Annotated in this window: 19 protein-coding genes; 15 read left to right on the top strand and 4 right to left on the bottom strand. The window is 32.1% G+C overall.

Going from position 1 to position 21,560, the window contains the following annotated elements; genetic code table 11:
• Positions 1-18 precede the first annotated feature (18 nt).
• The 13 genes from ACWNT5_RS10650 to ACWNT5_RS10590 all read left to right on the top strand — a co-directional run bounded on the left by ACWNT5_RS10650 (position 19) and on the right by ACWNT5_RS10590 (position 14,816).
• Positions 19-615 (top strand): LolA family protein, encoded by a 597-nt coding sequence (locus ACWNT5_RS10650; protein ID WP_456517309.1) that lies wholly within the window; start codon positions 19-21, stop codon positions 613-615.
• Positions 596-1,216 (top strand): hypothetical protein, encoded by a 621-nt coding sequence (locus ACWNT5_RS10645; RefSeq protein WP_456517308.1) that lies wholly within the window; start codon positions 596-598, stop codon positions 1,214-1,216. Before ACWNT5_RS10650 ends, ACWNT5_RS10645 begins: the two co-directional genes overlap by 20 nt.
• 1 nt (position 1,217) lies before the next feature.
• Positions 1,218-1,583: a 3-hydroxyacyl-ACP dehydratase gene (locus ACWNT5_RS10640; protein ID WP_456517307.1), complete on the top strand. Its 366-nt coding sequence runs from the start codon at positions 1,218-1,220 to the stop codon at positions 1,581-1,583.
• A gap of 10 nt (positions 1,584-1,593) precedes the next feature.
• The gene (locus ACWNT5_RS10635) at positions 1,594-2,064 is read left to right on the top strand and encodes a hypothetical protein (protein ID WP_456517306.1); all 471 of its coding nucleotides are present in this window, start codon (positions 1,594-1,596) and stop codon (positions 2,062-2,064) included.
• Between the two features lie 84 nt (positions 2,065-2,148).
• Positions 2,149-3,357, top strand: coding sequence for a DUF2062 domain-containing protein (locus ACWNT5_RS10630; RefSeq protein ID WP_456517305.1), 1,209 nt, complete (start codon positions 2,149-2,151; stop codon positions 3,355-3,357).
• A complete protein-coding gene (locus ACWNT5_RS10625) occupies positions 3,350-7,027 on the top strand; it encodes a 1-acyl-sn-glycerol-3-phosphate acyltransferase (RefSeq protein WP_456517304.1) in 3,678 nt (1,225 codons plus the stop codon). The genes ACWNT5_RS10630 and ACWNT5_RS10625 overlap by 8 nt, the downstream gene beginning before the upstream one ends.
• A gap of 3 nt (positions 7,028-7,030) precedes the next feature.
• The gene (locus ACWNT5_RS10620; RefSeq protein ID WP_456517303.1) at positions 7,031-8,572 is read left to right on the top strand and encodes a phytoene desaturase family protein; all 1,542 of its coding nucleotides are present in this window, start codon (positions 7,031-7,033) and stop codon (positions 8,570-8,572) included.
• A 26-nt stretch (positions 8,573-8,598) separates the two neighbouring features.
• Entirely contained in the window at positions 8,599-10,239 is a 1,641-nt protein-coding gene (locus ACWNT5_RS10615; protein WP_456517302.1) for a C45 family autoproteolytic acyltransferase/hydolase, read from the top strand.
• A gap of 4 nt (positions 10,240-10,243) precedes the next feature.
• Positions 10,244-11,548 (top strand): phenylacetate--CoA ligase family protein, encoded by a 1,305-nt coding sequence (locus tag ACWNT5_RS10610; RefSeq protein ID WP_299600529.1) that lies wholly within the window; start codon positions 10,244-10,246, stop codon positions 11,546-11,548.
• A gap of 240 nt (positions 11,549-11,788) precedes the next feature.
• Positions 11,789-12,253: a hypothetical protein gene (locus ACWNT5_RS10605; protein ID WP_299600531.1), complete on the top strand. Its 465-nt coding sequence runs from the start codon at positions 11,789-11,791 to the stop codon at positions 12,251-12,253.
• A gap of 58 nt (positions 12,254-12,311) precedes the next feature.
• Entirely contained in the window at positions 12,312-12,737 is a 426-nt protein-coding gene (locus ACWNT5_RS10600; RefSeq protein WP_299600533.1) for a hypothetical protein, read from the top strand.
• A 607-nt stretch (positions 12,738-13,344) separates the two neighbouring features.
• On the top strand, positions 13,345-14,151 hold the full coding sequence (locus ACWNT5_RS10595; protein ID WP_299600537.1) for a sensor histidine kinase: 807 nt from the start codon (positions 13,345-13,347) through the stop codon (positions 14,149-14,151).
• Positions 14,148-14,816, top strand: coding sequence for a response regulator transcription factor (locus ACWNT5_RS10590; RefSeq protein ID WP_299600540.1), 669 nt, complete (start codon positions 14,148-14,150; stop codon positions 14,814-14,816). The genes ACWNT5_RS10595 and ACWNT5_RS10590 overlap by 4 nt, the downstream gene beginning before the upstream one ends.
• Positions 14,817-15,090: 274 nt before the next feature.
• On the opposite strand, the gene ACWNT5_RS10585 is transcribed toward ACWNT5_RS10590, so the two are convergent.
• From ACWNT5_RS10585 to ACWNT5_RS10570, 4 genes are all read right to left on the bottom strand, one after another.
• On the bottom strand, positions 15,091-16,284 hold the full coding sequence (locus ACWNT5_RS10585; protein ID WP_299600542.1) for a THUMP-like domain-containing protein: 1,194 nt from the start codon (positions 16,282-16,284) through the stop codon (positions 15,091-15,093).
• A 3-nt stretch (positions 16,285-16,287) separates the two neighbouring features.
• Positions 16,288-17,376 carry an AI-2E family transporter gene (locus ACWNT5_RS10580; protein ID WP_299901579.1) on the bottom strand — a complete coding sequence of 363 codons (1,089 nt, stop codon included), beginning with the start codon at positions 17,374-17,376 and terminating at the stop codon, positions 16,288-16,290.
• Positions 17,377-17,460: 84 nt separating this feature from the next.
• Positions 17,461-17,979: a TrmH family RNA methyltransferase gene (locus tag ACWNT5_RS10575; protein ID WP_299600546.1), complete on the bottom strand. Its 519-nt coding sequence runs from the start codon at positions 17,977-17,979 to the stop codon at positions 17,461-17,463.
• 4 nt (positions 17,980-17,983) lie between these two features.
• Positions 17,984-18,631, bottom strand: a complete 648-nt coding sequence (locus ACWNT5_RS10570) for a DUF4159 domain-containing protein (protein ID WP_299602573.1) — start codon at positions 18,629-18,631, stop codon at positions 17,984-17,986.
• Between the two features lie 43 nt (positions 18,632-18,674).
• Between ACWNT5_RS10570 and ACWNT5_RS10565 the strand changes: the two genes are divergently transcribed.
• Positions 18,675-19,394 carry a DUF1223 domain-containing protein gene (locus ACWNT5_RS10565; protein ID WP_299600549.1) on the top strand — a complete coding sequence of 240 codons (720 nt, stop codon included), beginning with the start codon at positions 18,675-18,677 and terminating at the stop codon, positions 19,392-19,394.
• A gap of 222 nt (positions 19,395-19,616) precedes the next feature.
• Positions 19,617-21,485 carry a DUF885 domain-containing protein gene (locus ACWNT5_RS10560; protein WP_299600551.1) on the top strand — a complete coding sequence of 623 codons (1,869 nt, stop codon included), beginning with the start codon at positions 19,617-19,619 and terminating at the stop codon, positions 21,483-21,485.
• The last annotated feature ends 75 nt before the right edge of the window (positions 21,486-21,560 follow it).

Below are 21,560 nucleotides of genomic sequence, written 5' to 3'. Positions count from 1 at the left end.
ATATGTACTATTTTTTTTATGAGTACTTCATGGGTAATGGCTCAAGAAGTAGAATTAAGTAAGCCTGAAGCTACTTCTTTTGTAAATGCAGTAAGTGCTAGTGCAAAGAAATCTAAAACTATTGTAAATACTTTTACACAATTAAAGCATATTGATTTTCTTTCTAATGATATAGAAAGTAATGGAGATTTATATTTCAAATCGCCTAATATCATTAAATGGTCTTATTTAAAACCTTATGAATATAGCGTAATCTTTAAGGATAAGAAGTTATATATTAATGATGCAGGTAAGAAAAGCGATATTAATTTGGCTTCGAATAAAGTTTTCAAAAAATTAAATGATCTTATCGCAAAAAGTGTTAGCGGTGATATGCTCGATGAATCACAGTTTGCAATGCGTTTTTATAAAAACAAAGGGATATATATAGCTAAATTATCTCCTAAAGACCAAACATTAAAAAATATGTTTAAAGAGATTGTATTAGGTTTTCAGTCAAAGAGCTATTTGGTCTCTAGTGTAAAACTTATAGAGCCTTCAGGTGATTATACACTTATCAAATTTAAAAACACATCTGTTAACAAACCAATTCCAGATGCGGTATTTTTACATTAGCATACTTGTTCTTAGTTTTTATAGTTGTAAAGTAACCACAGTAAAAGATTATATCGAGTCTGATGTAAAAGAATCTGATACATTTGAAAATTTATATTTTGCAAGCTCCAGTATTGATTATGTTTATAAAGCAGATATAAAGATATATGGTAATGAATTTAGTGGTATTCTAATAATAAAAAAGATATCAGAAGATAAACATCGTATTGTGTTTACTTCTCAGTTTGGATCTACTTTTTTTGACATAGAATTAGAAAATGATTCTTTTAAGATTAATAGTGTTGTAGAACAGTTGAATAGAAAAATAATCTTAAACACTTTAATTAGAGATTTTTCATTAGTAGTAGATGAAAAGGGGCCCGTTATTGGAAAATATTATAATGATTCTTACAATGTTCTAAAAAATAGAAACGGAAAAAGAAGTAATTACTATTTTTACAGGATTTCTGATAAGAGATTAGATAAGATTGTACAGGCTACGAAAATGAAAGAAAAAGTAATAGTGTCTTTCAACAAAGTATCAAAGGATCAAGTAGCAAAAAATATAAAGATTGACCATAAAAATATCAAATTAAATATTGAATTAAACTTTCTGAAATAATATGCTAATAGCTGATTTATATAAAATTAATGAAGATTCTGTAAGGGATGGTGTGCAGATAACGACTATCACTTTAAATCCAGATAATGATATTTTCAAGGGTCATTTTCCTGGTAATCCTGTAACACCAGGAGTGTGTACGTTACAGATTATAAAGGAACTAACAGAAAAGAGAACAGGTTGCTTTTTGTTTATGAAAAAATCGTCTAATGTAAAGTTTATGGCGGTTATCAATCCGGAAAAGAATCCGGATTTAGAGATTACGAATGATTTTAAGGATGGCGAAGAAGAGATTAAAGTGAAAAGTACTGTAAAATATGATGATACAGTTGCCTTAAAAGTTGTAATTACTTTTGTGAAATTATAAATCTATTATTATGAAGTTTTTAGCATTATTTATTGGAGTATTCTTTTTTAGTAGCGGTATAAATACTGATATAACCGAGGTACGCAACCTATATAGATATGCTAAAGATACTAAAGAAAATACTGAGAAATTCTATAAGGTTACCCAAAACACCAATTACCAGAAGGATCCAGTGTTATCGGCTTATTATGGTTGTGCATTAACTTTGAAAGCTTCTTATGCAGATAGTAGAGGAGACAAAATATCTTTTTTTAGAAAAGGAAAAAAAATGATAGAAGAAGCTATCGAGTCAGATCCTTCTAATATAGAATTACGTATGATTAGGCTAAGTGTACAAAGCAGTGCACCTAGAATTACCAGGTATTATAAAAATAAGGAGGAAGACAAGAGTTTTCTTATTGATAATGTAGAAAAAGTATCTTCTCCTAAGTTAAAAGAATTTATTAAAGGTTTTATGTCTACCTCCGAAGCTTTTAAATAATATCTTTCCTTACTTCTATAAAAGTTAATTCCTTTACCATTAAAATTATTATTATGCTATTTTTGCATCGAAAAAAATAGCGCTGTGGCAGAAAACACTTTATTTGACTCACGTTTTGAAACACTAAATTGTTGTGTTTTTATTCCTACGTATAACAATCATAAAACTTTGGATAGGGTAATTCGAGGCGTTATGAAATATACGGATCGGATCATTATTATTAATGATGGATCTACCGATAGTACATCAAATATCTTAGAGCAATATCAAAATTCTCTTAACGTCATAACATTTCCTGAAAATAAAGGAAAAGGAATGGCACTTCGTGAAGGCTTTAAAGTAGCATCAGAATTAGGGTATGATTATATGATCACCATCGATAGTGATGGTCAGCATTTTCCTAGCGATTTACCTGTTTTTTTAAATGAGCTTGAAAAGCAAGATCCAGCGACTTCTCTATTGCTTATTGGATCACGTAATATGGATGATCCTACAGTACCAGGAAAAAGTAGTTTTGGAAATAAGTTTTCTAATTTTTGGTATTATATAGAAACAGGAATAAAACTTAAAGATACTCAATCGGGATACCGATTATATCCGATCAAAGAGATTAGTAAATTAAAACTGTTTACTACAAAATTTGAGTTAGAAATAGAAGTTATTGTAAAACTTGCCTGGAGAAATGTCGAAGTTCGAAATATACCCGTACAGGTGCTATACGATGAAACCGAAAGAGTTTCTCACTTTAGACCTTTTAAAGATTTTACCAGAATCAGCATTTTAAATACTTGGTTGGTTACCTTAACATTGTTTTTTTATCTTCCTAAACGATTAATTGGGAAAGTAAAAAAAAAAGGCTTTAAAAAATACTGGAGAGAAAATGTATTAAGAAGTAATGATTCCCCTATAAAAAAAGCCAGTGCTATAGCTTTAGGTCTTTTTATTGGTATTGCTCCATTATGGGGTTTTCAAACAATTTTGGTAATATCGCTAGCAGTTTTATTAAAACTTAATAGGGCTATTGCCTTTTTATTTTCTAATATCAGTATTCCGCCGTTGATTCCTTTTATAATTTATGGTAGCTATCAGATAGGAGCTATAGCGATGGGCAAAGAAATGGATGCTACACTTAATATAGAAGATATTAAATCTGGAACAGATGTTTTTAAAGGGTTAGGTCAATATATTTTGGGGAGCATAATTTTAGCAACACTAGTGTCATCAATTTCAGGAGTCATTGCGTATTTGTATTTTAGCTTTCGCAAATCTAAAAAAGAGGCTGTGGATGCATAATTTTTTTCTTTCCTTATATCAATATATCAGGCGAAACAAATTAATTGCCTGGCCAATAATTGTTGGGTGTGTTGCAGTTTTTGCATTTCTTGCTAGTCGAATTGGGTTCGAAGAAGATATAACTCGATTGATACCTAATAGCGATAAATCAGAGGTTACCCAAAAGGTACTAAAGACAGTTTCTTTTTCAGATAAGATAGTAGTTAATATTTCTAATAGAAGCGAGAATCCTGATAACCTAACTACATATGCAGCTTCTTATATTGACTCTATCAATAAACATTTGCCAAAATATGTTGAAAAAATACAAGGAAAAGTGGCAGATGATAATGTTATGGAATTATACGATTTTGTGTATCAGCATCTTCCTTTCTTTCTAACGGAGGAAGATTATAAAACTATCGATAGACAGATCAATCCAGATTCTATTACAAAAGTTATAGAAAACAATTATAAGTCTTTAATATCTCCAGCAGGTTTAGTAACACAAAAATATATTGTAAAAGATCCATTAACATTAACACCAAAAGGTCTTCAAAAACTAGCCCAGCTTCAACTAGGAGATAATTACGATTTGTATAATGGTTTTTTAGTTACTAAAGACAAGAAAAATCTCTTACTATTTCTAACACCTGCATTGGCCACAAATGAAACAGGTGAGAATACTCTTTTTGTTGAAGAATTAAAACGAATTACAGAAGACTTAAATACTACTTATCAGGAAACTGCAAGTGCCACTTTGTTTGGATCTACATTATACGCTGTAGCCAATGCAAAACAAATAAAGAGTGATATTCAACTTACCGTAAGTATCGCAATGACAATCTTATTGCTAATACTTATTTTCTTTTATAGAAAACTAGCGGTACCTCTTATTATTTTTACACCAACTGTATTTGGAGCTATTGTAGCTATTGCGATTCTCTATTTGATCAAAGGTAAGATATCAGCTATTTCACTTGGAATTGGTTCAGTGTTATTAGGAATCACATTGGATTATTCCTTACATATTCTTACGCATTTTAGAAATAATAATGATGTAAAAGAATTATATAAAGATGTTTCTATGCCAGTTCTTATGAGTAGTTTAACAACGGCGGTAGCATTTTTATGTTTGGTTTTTGTAAAGTCGGAAGCATTAAATGATCTAGGTATTTTTGCAGCAATTAGTGTAGTAGGAGCCTCGGTATTTGCCTTATTATTTATTCCGCAAGTATATCGCTTTTCTAAAACTGTAAAAAGTGAGCGAAAAACATTTATTGATAGAGTTTCGCAAATCAACTTTCATAAGAGCAAAGTATTAATCGGGCTGATTAGCTTGATATTTATTATTGGCTTGTTTTTATTCCATAAAGTCGGTTTTAATACAGATTTAAATACTATGAACTACCAACCAGAAGAGTTGTTGGCGGCAGAAGAAGATTTAGATCGTATTAATAATAACAAAGCCAAATCAATCTACTTGGTTTCGTATGGTTCTTCTTTAAATGAGGCATTAAATGCCAATAATAAGCTGTTTAAAACCTTAGAAAAAAAGAAAACTAATGAAGAGATCATTAACTTTAGTTCTGTAGGAGGGGTGGTTTTATCCAAAGAAGCCCAACAAGAAAAAATTAAACTCTGGAATGAATTTTGGACTCAAAAGCGTAGAGACTCTCTCACTAATTTATTGATAGAAAAAGGAAGTGTTCTTGGTTTTAAACCACAGACCTTTCATCAGTTTTATGCGATGCTTACCAATAAAATTAATCCTATAGGTTTCGAGGAGTATCAAAATATCAAAGAATTGTACCTAGAAGAGTTTGTAACTACCGAACCTAACTTCGCAACGGTAGTTTCTGCAATTAAAGTAAATCATGAAAATACAGATCAACTAAATGCATCACTAAGCAAGATTTCTAACACGGTAGTAATTGATCGGAAGCAGCTAAATGAAACGCTATTAGGGAATCTTAAAAACGATTTCAATTCGTTAATTGGATATTCTTTAATAGCGGTAGTAGCATTGCTGCTCTTGTTTTACAGGGATCCTATGCTTACTCTTATCACAGCATTACCGATTGCAATAACCTGGGTGATAACCTTAGGAGTCATGAAAATCTTAGGAATAGATTTTAATATTTTTAATGTAATTATTTCTACATTTATTTTTGGTCTGGGAGTAGATTATAGCATCTTTATTACCAATGGTTTAATAAAAGAATTTACTTATGGTGTAAAAGAACTTCCTACTTATAAAACTTCCATTCTTTTATCGGTTATTACTACAATTTTGGGAGTTGGGGTTTTAATTTTTGCAAAACATCCCGCATTAAGATCAATATCTACAGTATCATTAATAGGAATTTTATCTGCTGTTTTGGTGGCTTTTACCATTCAGCCAATGTTATTCAGAACTTTTATAACAAATAGAGTAAAGAAAGGTCTAACACCTTTAAGACTTAGACAAACACTATGGTCAATATTTAGTTTTGGGTATTTTATTATTGGAGGATTTATCGTATCACTACTAAGCAGTCTGATCATTCCTTGGTTTCCTGCAAAGATGAAAAAGAAAATGAGTGTTTTTCATAGGGTAGTTTCTAAATTAATGCGATCCGTGTTATATTCTAATCCTTTTGTAAAAAAGAGAGTGTATAATCCAGAAAATGAAGATTTCAATAAGCAATGCATTATCATAGCAAATCACTCTTCATTTTTGGATATAATTTCTATAGGAATGTTGTATCCAAAACTTATCTTTTTAGTAAAAGATTGGGTATATGATAATCCAGTTTTTGGTCGTGCTGCGAAATTGGCAGGTTTTTATCCGGTTTCTTCAGGTATAGAAGGCGGTGTAGAACATCTTAGAGAAAAAGTAAAACAAGGATATTCGTTAATTGCATTCCCTGAAGGTAGTAGAACAAATACGGCAAAAATGAGTAGATTCCACAAAGGGTCTTTTTATTTGGCGCAGGAATTAGATTTAGATATCTTACCAGTGGTTATTCATGGAAATGCACAGGTATCTCCAAAAGGAGATTTTATTATCCACGATGGCGCTATTCAATTAAAGATATTACCTAGAATCACTAATGATAATGTTGATTTTGGCGAAGGTTATACCGAAAGAACAAAAAAGATAAGCGCATATTTCAAAGATCAATATGCAGAGTTACAGAGTGACTTAGAAGGCGTAGATTACTATAAAAAAGCATTGCTGAATAATTATAGGTATAAAAGTTGTTATCGAAAAGTAGCATCGGACTATTCAGAAAACAAAGAAAGATTCTATAAAGCTACTAGTTATATTGATCATAAAGAACGAGTTTTGGTATATGATGATCAGTATGGACAGTTATTGTTATACATTTCTTTTAAAAGACCGTATGCTAAACTCAAAGGAATAGTAGCGGATAGTGAAAAATTAAGTGTTGTAAAAAATTGCTATACTACAATTAGAAACAAAATAGAATTTGTGGATAGTGAAGATTTGACATCGTCGAAATTTGATGTACTTTTGTTACATACAGCTATACCAGTACAACCACAACATTTAGAAAAAATAGTATCAGAGGATATAAAACGTATCGTTTTGTTCTCTGAAGAAAATTATCTTTCCGAGTTGTTGAAAGGAACTTTTAAAGTGTCTTCTCAAGAATTTGGATTAACAGTTTTGAATAGAATATAATACATGCAAGATAAATTTGATGTTGTTATTATCGGTAGTGGACTAGGAGGATTGGTTTCTGCGAACATTCTTGCCAAAGAAGGTAAAAAAGTATGTGTACTAGAAAAAAACAATCAGTTTGGAGGTAATCTACAGACTTTTGTAAGAGATAAAAGCATATTCGATACCGGAATTCATTATATAGGAGGTTTAGATAAAGGACAAAATTTATATCAATACTTTTCGTACTTGGATATCATGGATGATCTTAAGATCAAAAGAATGAATTTAGATGCGTATGATGTTATAACTTTTGATGGAGATGAAAAAGAATATCCGCATGCTCAAGGGTATGATAATTTTGTAAAGCAATTGGTTAAGTTCTTTCCGGAGGAAGAGGAAGGAATAAGGACGTATGTACAGAAAGTAAAAGATACGTGTTATAAATTCCCACTGTACAATTTAGAAGAAGGAGATCGCTATTATGGAGAAGATCTTTTGACACTTAAGGCAAAAGATTATATCGATAGTGTAGTAAAAGATCCAAAATTAAGAGCTGTACTTGCAGGCTCCAATTTGCTATATGCTGGCGATCCAGATAAAACACCTTTCTACGTACACGCATTGTCGATCAATTCGTATATGGAAAGTGCTTGGAGATGCATACAAGGAGGAAGTCAGATAGCAAAACTTTTGGTAAAGAGATTTAGAGCTTTGGGAGGAACAATTTATAAGTATCAAGAGGTTAATAAATTTAATTTTGAAGAAAAAGAAATAGTATCTGTTTCTACAACCAAAGGAGATACGTTCTATGGAGATAACTTTATTTCTAATGTAGATCCTAAACTCACCTTGCAAATTATTGGTAAAGAACGCTTCAGGAATTTGTATTACAAAAGGATTCAAAATACAGAAAGCATCATTTCTTCCTTCAGTATTTATATAGTTTTTGAAAAAGGAACTTTCCCTTACTTGAATAAAAACTATTATCACACTAATACAGAAGAAAAAGTATGGACTACGCAGGAATATGAGGAAGAGAACTGGCCAGAAGCGTATTTAATATCAATGAATGAGGATCTTAAAAACCCTGGTTATGCCGAAAATTTAACGTCTATTGCATACATGCGTTTTGAAGAAACTGCTCCTTGGGCAGATACATTTAATACGGTTGCACAAAAGAATGAAAGAGGTGAAGATTATGAAGAATTTAAGCAAAGAAAAATAGAAGCTTACCTCAAAGAAATTGAAAAGAAGTTTCCAAATATTCGATCATGCATAAAGTCTGTGCATACCTCTACACCCTTATCATATAGAGATTATATTGGTTGTTATGAAGGATCTATGTACGGATTTGCAAAGGATGCTGACAATCCGATGAAATCATTTCTATCTCCAAGAACTAAGATTCCTAATTTATTATTTACGGGGCAAGGATTAAACATGCATGGAGTATTAGGTGTTACCATTAGCGCTGTAGTTACTTGCGGAGAACTGGTGGGGAAAGAAAAGTTATTGAAGGACATCAAAAGTGCCTTAGCTGAAAAAGAGTTGTTAGATTCCTAATGAAGAGTTGTTTACATCATATATTTTTGGTAGTTCTATTGTTACTCGTATCTTCTTGTGGCATTAAAAAATCACTAGAAGCTAGACCTGATATTTCGGGAATAGAAACAGTAGATACCACAAGAATAAAACATAGTGATACATTCTTTACGCTTAATAATAATCTATTGCGAAAAAATAAGCAAGGTTTATGGGAGCTGTATATAGAAGGGAAACCACTAGAAAGAGGTATTGCTGCCGGAAGTCTAAGTAGAGAGTTGATAAAGATTCAGGAAGATGCTTTTATTGGAAAAGTAACAGAATTAGTGCCTTCAGAAAGTTATTTAAGATTCTTAAGTAAAGTGGTAGCATGGTATAATAGAAAGTTACATCTTAATGTTCCCGAGGAGTTTAAAACAGAGATTTACGGAGTTTCTCGTTATGCTTCCAATGATTATAATGATTTTGCAGAGCCTTATGTACGTATGCTCTATGCGCATGGAGCTCATGACATTGGTCATGCATTGCAAGATTTAATGTTGGTAGGATGTACTTCCTTTGCCGCTTGGGGCGATAAAACTGATGATGGAAAACTGTTAATAGGTCGTAATTTTGATTTCTATGCAGGTGACGATTTTTCTAAAGAGAAACTGGTTACCTTCATGAATCCTGCTGAAGGATATAAATTTATGACGTATGGCTGGGCAGGAATGATGGGAGCATTATCTGGTATGAATGAAACGGGATTAACCGTTACCATAAACGCAGGAAAATCAAAAATTCCTTTGATTGCCAAAACTCCAATTTCCATCCTTACCAGAGAAATTTTACAATATGCCTCGACTATAGAAGAAGCAGTAGCAATTGCAAAGAAAAGAGAAGTATTCGTTTCAGAATCTATTATGATTGGTAGTGCCAAAGATAAAAGAGCAGCCTTGATAGAAGTTTCTCCTGATAATTTTGGAGTGTATCATGTTCCTAATTCTAATCAATTGATTTGTTCTAATCATTTTCAGAGTGATTCTTATAAAGAAGATAAACGCAACCAAAAAGCAATAGAAGAGAGTCATTCTTTTTATAGATATCAGCGAATGACAGAACTCTTATCAGAAAATGATAAACTAAACCCAGAAAAGGCAGTTGCCATTTTAAGAAATAGAGAAGGATTAAAAGATAAGCTGATTGGTTACGGTAATGAAAAAGCACTAAATCAGATGTTAGCACATCATGGTATTGTTTTTCAACCAGAAGAAAAAAGAGTATGGGTGTCTACCAATCCTTATCAAATGGGAGAGTTTGTAGCATATGATTTGGATCAGGTTTTTGATAGTATCGCCGTGCAAAAAGAAGAAGTGGTGATTGCTTCAGAAGGAATGAATGTTCCAGAAGATCCTTTTATCCACACCAAAACATATGAGAACTATGAAGCGTTTAGAATTTTAAGTAGAAAGATAGAAAGCGCTACCGAAAATGAAATAGCTATTTCTGACGATGAGCTTACTACATTTCAGAATTTAAATGCTAATTATTGGGCTACTTATTATGTATTGGGCGAGTATTACTATACTCATAAAAAGTATAAAAAAGCATTAATAGCTTTTAAGCAAGCATTAAAAAGAGAAGTAACTACAGTTCCGGATGTGAAAAATATACAGAAGTATATTAGAAAATGCGAACGAAAAATTTAAGCTGATGACTCAGGATATAGAACGATCTACACAAGAGGAGATAATAAAAATGCAAAACGAAAAACTCACAGTATTAATTTCTTTTGTATTAAAAAACTCTCCTTACTATAAACGATTATTTGACAAACTAGGTCTTTCAGCATCTGATATTCATACTGTAGAAGATCTTAAAAAGTTACCGATTACAACTAAGGATGATTTACAAGCGTATAATGATGATTTTTTATGTGTTCCAAAATCAGAGATTGTAGATTATGTAACTACTTCGGGTACTTTAGGAAAGCCAGTTACTTTTGCTCTTACAGAAAAGGATTTGCAGCGATTGGCCTATAATGAGGCTACTTCTTTTGCTACTGCGGGAGTTACTAAAAATGATGTGGTACAGCTCACAACAACCTTGGATCGTAGATTTATGGCAGGATTAGCATATTTTCTAGGCACCAGAAAACTAGGCGCAGCTATGGTTAGAGTAGGATCTGGAATTCCGGAATTGCAATGGGATTCTATACATCGTTTTCAATCTACTTATTTGGTGGTAGTCCCTTCCTTTTTATTAAAACTGATTTCCTATGCAGAAGCTAACGGAATAGATTATAATAATTCTTCTGTAAAAGCTGCCATTTGTATTGGAGAACCATTAAGAGATCAAGATTTTAAGTTGAATACCCTTGGTAGTAAAATTAAAGAAAAGTGGGATATAGAATTGTATTCTACCTATGCATCTACCGAGATGAGTACTGCGTTTACAGAATGTTCCGCCCATCAGGGAGGACACCATCGTCCAGAATTGATTATCACCGAAATTTTAGATGATGAAGGTATTCCAGTGGAAGAAGGAGAAGTGGGAGAGTTAGCAATTACTACTTTGGGAATTGAAGCAATGCCACTAATTCGCTACACGACTGGTGATATGGTACAAGCACATACAGAACCTTGTAGCTGTGGTAGAACAACGATGCGATTAAGCCCGGTTTTGGGCAGAAAGAAACATATGATCAAATACAAGGGAACTACTTTGTATCCGCAAAGCGTTATCGAGGTATTAACTAGTTTCGAAGGATTGGGAATGTATGTTATTGAGGTGATTACAGGAGATTTAGGAACCGATAAACTATTAATTCATGTATCGGATACACTTTCTGCATTGCGACAAAAAGAACTAAAAGAACATCTTAGAGCCAATCTTAGAGTGGTGCCGGACTTGGTATTAAATTCTAAAGAGGCATTAAAAGCAAAAAAATTCCCAGAGATGAGCAGAAAACCCATTTCATTTATAGACTCCAGGGGATTAGTATCTACAGATAAGTAGTGAGATGATTTCTACTCACTATTGATTTTATGTCTTTGATTTTCAATCACAAGAAGGATGTCTGTTTAAATTGACAGAAAATTTTCTATAAAACTTTACGATTTAAGTAGGAATTATTCTAATTTTAGAAAAATCTTTATGGGTTATAATAATTTCATTATTACTACTTGTAAAATTGATATACCCTTACTCCATATTTTGTACGTTTAATCTAATTACTAATTTAAATCAAAAATTAAAATGAATCCTGATTTACAAAACACAATTCCTTGTGCAGAAGCAGCAGAATGGACAAAAGCTTGGAGAGATAAGTATCAAAATGACCAAAAACCAGTTGTGAATCCAACAAGTGCTTATTTGGTTCCTGTTGTAGATTTAATAGAAGTCCTTAATGAGATGGGAGTATTAAGTGATAAAATTGCTGAAAAAGCACAAGGACAAGCCTGTGTTAAAGGTTTGAAAATTAGAGCTTATATGGCTATTGGTTCTGAAGATGCTGATGAGAAACTAGAAGAGAAACTGTTGGTTGTTGGAACAAAATACAATAGAAAAACAAAAGTATATGAAGATATAATTAACGAAGAAGTTGATGGTAATGAAGAAGAGCTTAGTGCTTTTGGAACGCCTATTACTAGTAGTGGTATTTATGATTTTACGAGTCCTTGCCCTCCGAGTTGTGATCCTTATAGTCCATTGAATCAATAAACTTTTGACACAAATTTAGGACTTTAATTCCATAACTAATTTTAAACGAAAAAATAAAATGAATTCAAACAACGAAAATACTATTTCTAAAGATACAGGGACCCAATGGACGGCAAACTGGAGATCACAAAATCCTAATACTGTAAACGCTTTTTTAATACCAGCAGTTGATTTTGTTGAGGTGTTAAACGAAATAGGAGTATTAGATGATGCAGCCGCACAACAAGCACAAGCGAATGCAAATAATCTGAATTCTCAGATAAGAGGTTATTTAGCTATTGATGCTAGTAATATGGAAAAAATCATCTTTGTTGGAACTGAAAATGTCGATGGAGTTTATAGAGATATTATTGATGGGACTATTGACGGTACTACTCCTACTACATTAAAATCTTCAGCATCAGATCCATCCACCAGTGGAGTCTTTGATTTTACCAGTCCTTGTCCACCAAGTTGCGATCCTAATAGTCCACTGAATCAATAATTGTATTGAAAGAAGATTATTTCATTTGGTTTAATGTATTAACTATTTTGTTTTTAGTATTTAATACATTTTTATATCTTAAAAACTTTGGAAAATCTATCAAAGTTTTTAAGATATTTACCATGTATTTGGTCTTCATATGTTTAATTCAATTAATTACAATTTTTATTGGCAAAATATTACATAAACCAAATTTATTTCTATCACATTTTTATTTTATAATACAATTTGGTTTTTTATCTTTTTTCTACAAACAACTTTTAAATACCAAATTAGTAACGTATGTGTTGATTCCAGTTACATGTTTTCTCACTTATCAATATATAATTGATCAAGATCTTTTACATAGATATAATGCTATTGGTATATCGATTACTCAAGGTTTACTAATAGTGTATTCGATAATTTATTTATACAGATGTTTGCAAGGTCAAAGTCTTTTTTTAATAGTAAATGTAGGTGTGTTACTGTATTTAGTTTCTAGTACGTTGATATTTGCCTCAGGGAATTTAGTATTTAATCTAAATATTTCTGATTCAATGAATTATCTGTTAATAAATGCAAATCGTATCTTATATTTTTTATTCCAAATCTTAATCTTTATTGAATGGAGAAAGAATTATTACAAGAAGATTCACAGATCATAGTGATTATTTTAATTGCTATTATGGTGTTGCTATTAATGGCAGTATCGTTGGTACTTTTCTTTTTCTTTTCTCGTAAAAAAATAATTGCAGCAGAACTAGAAAAAGCGAATCTGGAGATCTCTTACCAAAAAGATTTACTGCATAGCACCATCGAAGTACAAGAAGAAGAGCGCAAAAGAATTGCTCAGGACTTACACGATGCTATTAGCTCTAAACTAAATGTAGTGAGTTTAAGTACCAATTTTCTAATCGATGGGAATCTACAGGATGACGAAAAAGATCGAACGCTACAACATATACTTGCTGTTACTACCAAAACGTTAGAAAGCTCTAGAAGATTAGCGCATAATTTATTACCTCCTATTCTTGAAAATTTTGGATTGCAGGCGGCAATAGAAGAACTTTGCGATGAGTTTATTTGTAGCCAAAAATTACATATCGATCACAATATTGTTTATACCAATTTATTGTCTAAGAGCAATGAATTGCATATCTTCAGGATTATTCAGGAATTACTTAATAATTCCGTGAGACATGGTAACGCTACTAAGGTCACTTTACAAATGAATGAAGAAAATGAACAAGTATTCATTAAATATTCAGACAACGGAACAGGCTTCGATGTGAAATCTGTAAATAAGAACAAAGGGATTGGTCTTAAAAATATCGAAAGTAGAGTAGACATACTCGATGGGGAACTTTCATATGATAGTAAGATTGGTAAGGGAGCAACTTTTAACATCAGCACTAATACACCTAAACAATGAAGAAAGACATTATTAAATTAGCGATAGCCGATGACGAAACATTATTTCGACAAGGAATTACATTTATCCTAAATAAAGAGCAAAATATTGATATCAACATTCAGGCAGAAAATGGTAATGATTTAATTAAGCAATTAGATAATACCAGAGACTTACCAGAGATTATTCTAATGGATTTAAAAATGCCAGATCTTAACGGTGTAGAAACTACAAAGATCGTAAAGAAGAAATTTCCAGATATCAAGATTATAGCATTAACCAGTTATTATAGTAAACCATTTATTACCAACATGATTCAGCAAGGAGCGGTAGCATATTTGGCAAAAAATGCAACACCTACCGAAGTGGTAAATACCATTAATCACGTAGCAATAAAAGGATTTTATTACGATGAGAATGTAATGACCATGCTAGAAGAAGCTTCGCTAAAGTCTGGCAAACAGTCTAGAGATGAAGAGTATTTAACGAAACGAGAACGTGAAGTCTTAAAACTTATCTGCGAACAGAAAACAACTTCTGAAATAGCCGAGCAATTATTTATCAGTCCAAGAACAGTAGAAGGACATCGAAATAATCTATTGGTAAAAACAGGTTCTAAAAATATTGCAGGTTTGGTGATTCATGCGATCGAAAACCAGATATTTGTTAGAAACGCAGAGTTATAGAGAGCTTTATTATGATTTATGGATCTTAGTGAAGGTTAAAACTATGTATCTTACTGTATTTCATTTTTAGTTTTTGAGAACTTTTTACAAAAGCATTTTGCCATTAGCCTTTTTAATTTTTTAGCTAAAAGGAAAAAATCATAGTTTAATAGTAACAACTTTCAGTCGTAGCAGAAACTATAGCAATTTCAATAACTTTTTATTGTCATTCCAGCGTAGGCTGGAATCCATTTTAATTAGGGTGTAAAATTTAATTTCCAGTTGATGAAGAATATTATTGATTATTGCCAAACTTTTTACAAACTAGTACAATCTTTTCATTATCACTATTAGTGGTAAAAAATAAATAGGTATCACCACCATCTTTTATTTTAAATTTTTTCCGAATACCTAATACGGTTTCAGGAAAGTTGCGTGTGGTAATATTCGCTTTAGTAATGTTGGCTTTTTTGATATTTTTTTTCTGATAAGGAATGATTTGAAGGATCTCAAAACTTCTTCCAGGAAATTCGATCCATGTGTCAGAAGTATATAAATGTGAGTGGGTGTGGAGTTTATCAATTTTAAAACTTTTGGATATACTCAGAAAACCTCCTGATTTCATGATCGCAGCATTCGGTTCGTACAAATACTTCTTTGGCCCAGATATCGTTGGGATACTAGTTTTTTCTTCTTGATACAAAAATGAAAATTCCTGTCTACTATCTTTGGTAAGGTTGATGGTTTTTATTGCAATATCATCGGTATGATCTTTTTCAATGACCCAAAGCAATTCTTTAACCTCATTTTGTACGGCAACAACATGGATTTCTTTTACAAATCGTAATGATTTGATACCAGCATTAATGTCGAGTAGAGGAGATGTTTTGATTAAAATATGATCGCTTTTGGATAGTAAAAAATCTAAATGTTTGGGGACATCAGGCAAACAGTCTTCCAGAAAAAATACTTTCCCTTTGCTATCATGTCTACGAGAAGGGTCGATATAAATCCAGTCAACTTTGGTAAAGTTTTCTAGAATCACTAAACCATCACCCATTTCAGTTTGAATATTAGTAGCTTCTAATACCTGGAAGTTATGATTTGCTATCTTGCTAAGTTCAGCGTTTAGTTCGCAATGGATAACTCTAGAAACTTTTTTAGAAAAATAATAATCATCAATTCCTAATCCTCCAGTGATATCGATTAAGAAATCACCAGAGACTAATTCACTTTTATACTTAGCAGTAACCTCAGATGAGGTTTGTTCTAGATTAATGGTTGGCGGATAATAAATGTCTCTCGTTTGATACCAAAGAGGAAGTTTGGTTTTTGCTTTGTTTCTTCCATTAATTTGCTGCGCAAGTTCTTTGCTGCTAATACCTTCAAAAGAACTACGGGATAGTATTAATTTTGTAATGTCAACTGGACCTTCGGATGTTTCGAAAACGTAGTCTTGAACTTCCCTATGTAAAATAAGAGCATTCAAGTATTATAACTCTTTAGTCAATTGTTTCACAATCTTATATTCTGATAAAAACTCTTTGGCAATTACTTTTATCGCAGTATAGAATGGTACGGCTACAATCAATCCTCCAATGCCAAATAATGCTCCAAAAATAAGTATGGCTAGGAATATTTCTAAAGGATGCGATTTTACACTATTACCAAAAATTAAGGGTTGATTAAGGAAATTATCTATCAATTGAATGATGATATAACCTATCAATATATAGCATAATTTTGGCAGTATCACGGATTGAAAATCTGCTCCCAAATTACTAGTTGTAGCAAGGATTAATACCAAAGCGCCTCCAAAAAGAGGGCCAACATAAGGGATTAAATTAAAGATAGCCGCAATAAGTGCAAGTGCAACAGCATTATGAACTCCAAAAACTAAAAGTAGAATGGTATACAAAACAAATAAAATCAATACCTGAAGTAACAGACCTACAAAATAACGAGACAATAAATCTTTGATTTTAGTAAAGGCAGTCATAAACCTAGTTTCATCTTCTTTTTTTGCAAAAACAAGTAAGCTTGTTTCTAGAAGTTTGCTATCCTTCAAAAGAAAAAAGGAAATAAAGAGTACAGAGAAAAGTCCAATGAGTACAGCACCGAAACCACTTAAAAAATTATTAATAGTATCAGGAATAGCTTTTAGATCAAAGAATTCCATCAAGTCTGTTTGCTTGATCAGTTCTACGAAGTTTAGTTTTTCTATGTTAAAATAGTCACTTATTTCTTGATTCAATTGATCGAGGTCATCTCCAACTTCATTAATATTGATTTCACCAATTAATTGACCTTGCTCCGCAATAATAGGAACAAATAGTAAAAAAAGACTCATAAAAAGACCGATAGAAATAAATAGCGTAAACACGACCGCTAGGGTATTGTTAAATTTCAATCTCCGTTTTAGAAATAATACCAGTGGTCTACCCATTAAAGAAAATACTGCGGCAAAAGCGATATAGATGAGAATAGATTGTATTTTATATAAAAACCAAAGTAAAATAAGTATTCCAACAATTACTCCAAGAGCTCTTAGAATACCATATGCTATTGTTTTTGAATTCATATGAATTATTTTTCTGGAGTTCCAAAGTTAGTATAAACAGCCTAACATGGATACTTTTAGGTTATTTTTTGTAATTACTTTCGATCAATCAGTAATCATCATTTGCTTCGTGATTTCGAATAACGCAATACCAGTAGCGGTTGCTACATTCATACTACTATTATTTCCATACATATTGATATGCACGCTATTTGTAAGTTTTGTGAGGATATGTTCAGAAATTCCTAAATTTTCTTCTCCTATTACCAATGCTATTTTATCGTTTGCAGAAAAGGTATAGTTTGCAATTTCAATGCTATCTTCTGTAATTTCTAAACCTACTATTTTGTATCCTTTATCTTGTAAAGTATCCAATACAGTCACAATATCTTCCTGTTCTTCATAACTCACAAAGTTATGAGTAGATCTAGCAGTACGCTGCATTCGCTTACTAATAATGGTAAGATCTTCTCCACAGAAATAGATATGTTCTACACCAAAACTATCTGCAATCCTAAAAATACTTCCAATATTAGCGGGAGCATTTACTCGATCACAAACAAGAGTAATAGGAAATTGTTTTTTGATAAAAGTAGTATTGTCGTGATGAAGCTGTGAGGACATGAATTTAGTTTTCAAAAGCGTATTTGATAATATTAGCACCCATTTTTAGTGCTTTTTGTCTTACTTCTTCAGGATCGTTATGAACTTCTGGGTTTTCCCATCCATCACCTAAATCACTTTCAAAAGTAAAAAGCAACACCAAACGGCCTTCATGGGTAATTCCTAAAGCTTGTGGTCTTTCTCCATCATGTTCATGTATTTTTGGTAAGCCATCAGGAAACTTAAATTTTGCTGAGAAAATAGGGTGAGAAGCAGGTAACTCTTCCAATTCTATGTCTGGGAAAACTTTAACTAACTCTTTACGGATATAAGGTTCCATCCCATAATTATCATCAATATGTAAAAAACCTCCACTTAATAAATAGTTACGTAGATTTTCGGCGTCTTGTTCTGTAAAAAATACATTTCCATGTCCAGTCATATGAATATAAGGATACTGAAAGATATCTACACTTTGCGGTTTTACGGTTTTAGGTTTAGCGCTCATGGCTGTGTTGATATTCTGATTGCAAAAACTGATAAGGTTAGGTAATGCCGTTGGATTACTGTACCAATCACCACCACCATTGTAGTGTAAAATAGCAATATCCTGAGCGTTTAGCATCGCACTAAAGAATAATACTCCGATAAAACTTGTAAGTTTTGTTACCATCATCGTCTAAATAAGAGATTCTAAAAGTACTAAAATAAAAAAGATGATAAGAAACCTTTTGATACTATTAACGATCACAATTTCTTCATGGGCCAATGCACAACAAGCAGATAAGTCTATTGTAGTTATGGAACTATTTACATCACAAGGATGTAGTAGTTGCCCTCCGGCAGATGAATTGCTGGATGCAATAAAAGAAAAGTATAAAGATGATAACGTTTTTGTATTGTCTTATCACGTTGATTACTGGAATCGATTAGGTTGGAAAGATCCGTTTAGTACGGAAGGATTTACGGATTACCAACGAGATTATGCACAACAATTTAATAGCAGATCTATCTATACGCCACAGTTAGTAGTTAACGGGAGTGAACATTTTACAGGTTCTAATAGCAGTAAAGCGGTTTCGGCTATTCGTAATTATTCAAAACAAACAACAAATAATACTATACAGTTAAAGGATATAAAACGAAAAGATGAAATTATTGCTATTAATTATGAAGTAGAAGGAGGTGTTTTTGAGCAAATCACATTAGCATTAGTAGTATCCGAACGAATTACAAAAATTAAAAGAGGAGAAAATCGAAATAGAACACTTAAAAACTCTAATATAGTAGCTAATAGAGTTATAAGTACTAAAGATATAGATTCTATTGAGATTACAATTCCTGATTGGGTAGAAGATAAGGATGAATTGACAATTATAGCTTATACTCAAAACAATAAATTAATCACTACAGGTGCTGCAAAAGTATCTATCTGATTAATTACTTTTTTGCATACGTTAAAGTCATAACTCGTGATACAGTTATGACTTTTTTATATTTCAATATTAATTTTTGAAATCAAAATTTCATTACAGCTACAGTGTAACAAATTAATCATAAAAACGTCTCGTAAAAAAGGTATATTAGTATTGTTTAAAATTGATTTTTAAATATTACAATGCCTGAAAATCAATCAAAAACCACATAAATCATTTATCATGAAAAAAAAACGTACCTGGAAGTTTTGGACTTCACGAACCTTGCTAGTCATTTTTGCCTTAGTTGCATTTTGGGTTGGAAATCTTATTTGGTTTCGTCCTTTTAATATCACTCATTTTTATGATAGGATATTTGCAGAGTTGGCTTTGGATAGTCCAGAATTAACTACTGCAATGGGAATTCCAGTAATATATAACTGGTCTAAAGATGAGTTAGACGATATCTCGGACAAAAAGCAATGGGAGACTTTTAATAAAATAAAGAAAGATTACGAAACCTTAAAAAGTTATGATTTCGAAAGTCAATCAGAAGCCAATAAGTTAAATACAAGAATTTTAGGGTATTATTTAAAAGGAGAATTAGAAGGAGAGCGATTTTTTTATCATGATTATCCCGTAAATCAAATGGGTGGTGTACAAAGTTCATTACCAAGTCTTATGGAAGATTCGCACAAGCTTAGAGATAAGAGTGATGCTGAAGCTTATATTACTCGTCTATCCAAATTTGAAACAAAATTTGATCAGCTTATAGAAAATCTAAAAATTAGAGAAGAAAAGGGGATTATACCTCCAAAGTTTGTAATGGATAGAGTACTCGATGAGATGAAAGGTTTTATCGGAAAGAAAGAAAATGAGATTAAGGAAACGGATGATGCAGTAACATCGAATATTTTGTACAGCAATTTTGATACGAAAATTGATAAAATAGAAGACTTATCTCAGGAAGAAAAAAATGAGCTTAAAGAACAAGTGAAGAATGAAATTGCGACTACAGTATTCGGCTCATATCAGAAGCTTATTAGTTATTTTGAGCAATTAAAACAAAAAGCAACGACAGATGCAGGCGTTTGGAAATTACCAGAGGGAGATGCATATTACAGATATCAGCTGAAACAACGTACCACTACTGATCTAGATCCAGAAGAAGTGCATACTATTGGTTTGTCAGAAGTAGCAAGAATTAAAGGCGAAATGGAGGCTATTCTTTCTTCTCAGGGATATGCTGATTCTACAAAAACTGTTGGCGCTATTATTCAGGAATTAAATAAAGAAGACCGTTTTCTTTTTCCTAATAATGATGAAGGGAGACAAATGGTGATTGATGAATATAACCGAATACTTTCCGAGATTAGTAATGGTTTGGATGATGCTTTTGATATAAGACCTAAAGCAGCACTAGAAGTAAAAAGAGTTCCAGAATTTAAGGAAGAAGGATCGGCAGGAGCCTATTATAATAGACCAGCAATGGACGGGTCTAGAGGAGGAGTGTTTTATGCGAATCTAAGAAATGTACACGAATCTGTTAAATTCGGAATGAAGACCTTGGCCTATCATGAAGGTATACCGGGACATCATTTTCAAATTGCAATTCAGTCCGAACTAGAAGGAGTTCCTATTTTTAGAACGATAGGGCTTTTTACTTCTTACATCGAAGGATGGGCTTTGTATTCGGAACAATTAGCTTGGGAACTTGGTTTTTATGAAAACGATCCTTTTGGAAATTTAGGAAGATTACAAGCAGAAATGTTTAGGGCTGTACGGTTGGTAGTGGATACTGGGATTCATCATAAAAAATGGACACTAGAGCAAGCGATCGATTATATGGTACAAAATACAGGCATGACCACCACAGAAGTAACTACGGAAATAGAAAGATATATTGTATGGCCAGGACAAGCATGTGCCTATAAAATTGGGATGCTGAAAATTTTAGAACTTAGAGAAAAGGCAAAAAAAGAATTGGGAGATCGTTTTGATCTGAGAGAATTTCATAATGCAGTTCTAAAAGATGGAGCCGTTCCCTTAGATATTTTAGAAGAAATTATTGATGCTTATATAGAGAGAACCAAAGCAAAAAGTGCTAGTTAGAACATTGGTTTTAGGACTATTTTTCTTAGGATGTCTATTTAATTTCAATTAGTTGATTTTGGGGCATAATTTTGA

The organism is Aquimarina sp. 433 (genome assembly GCF_054054605.1).
This window is presented reverse-complemented; position numbering and strand designations above follow the sequence as displayed.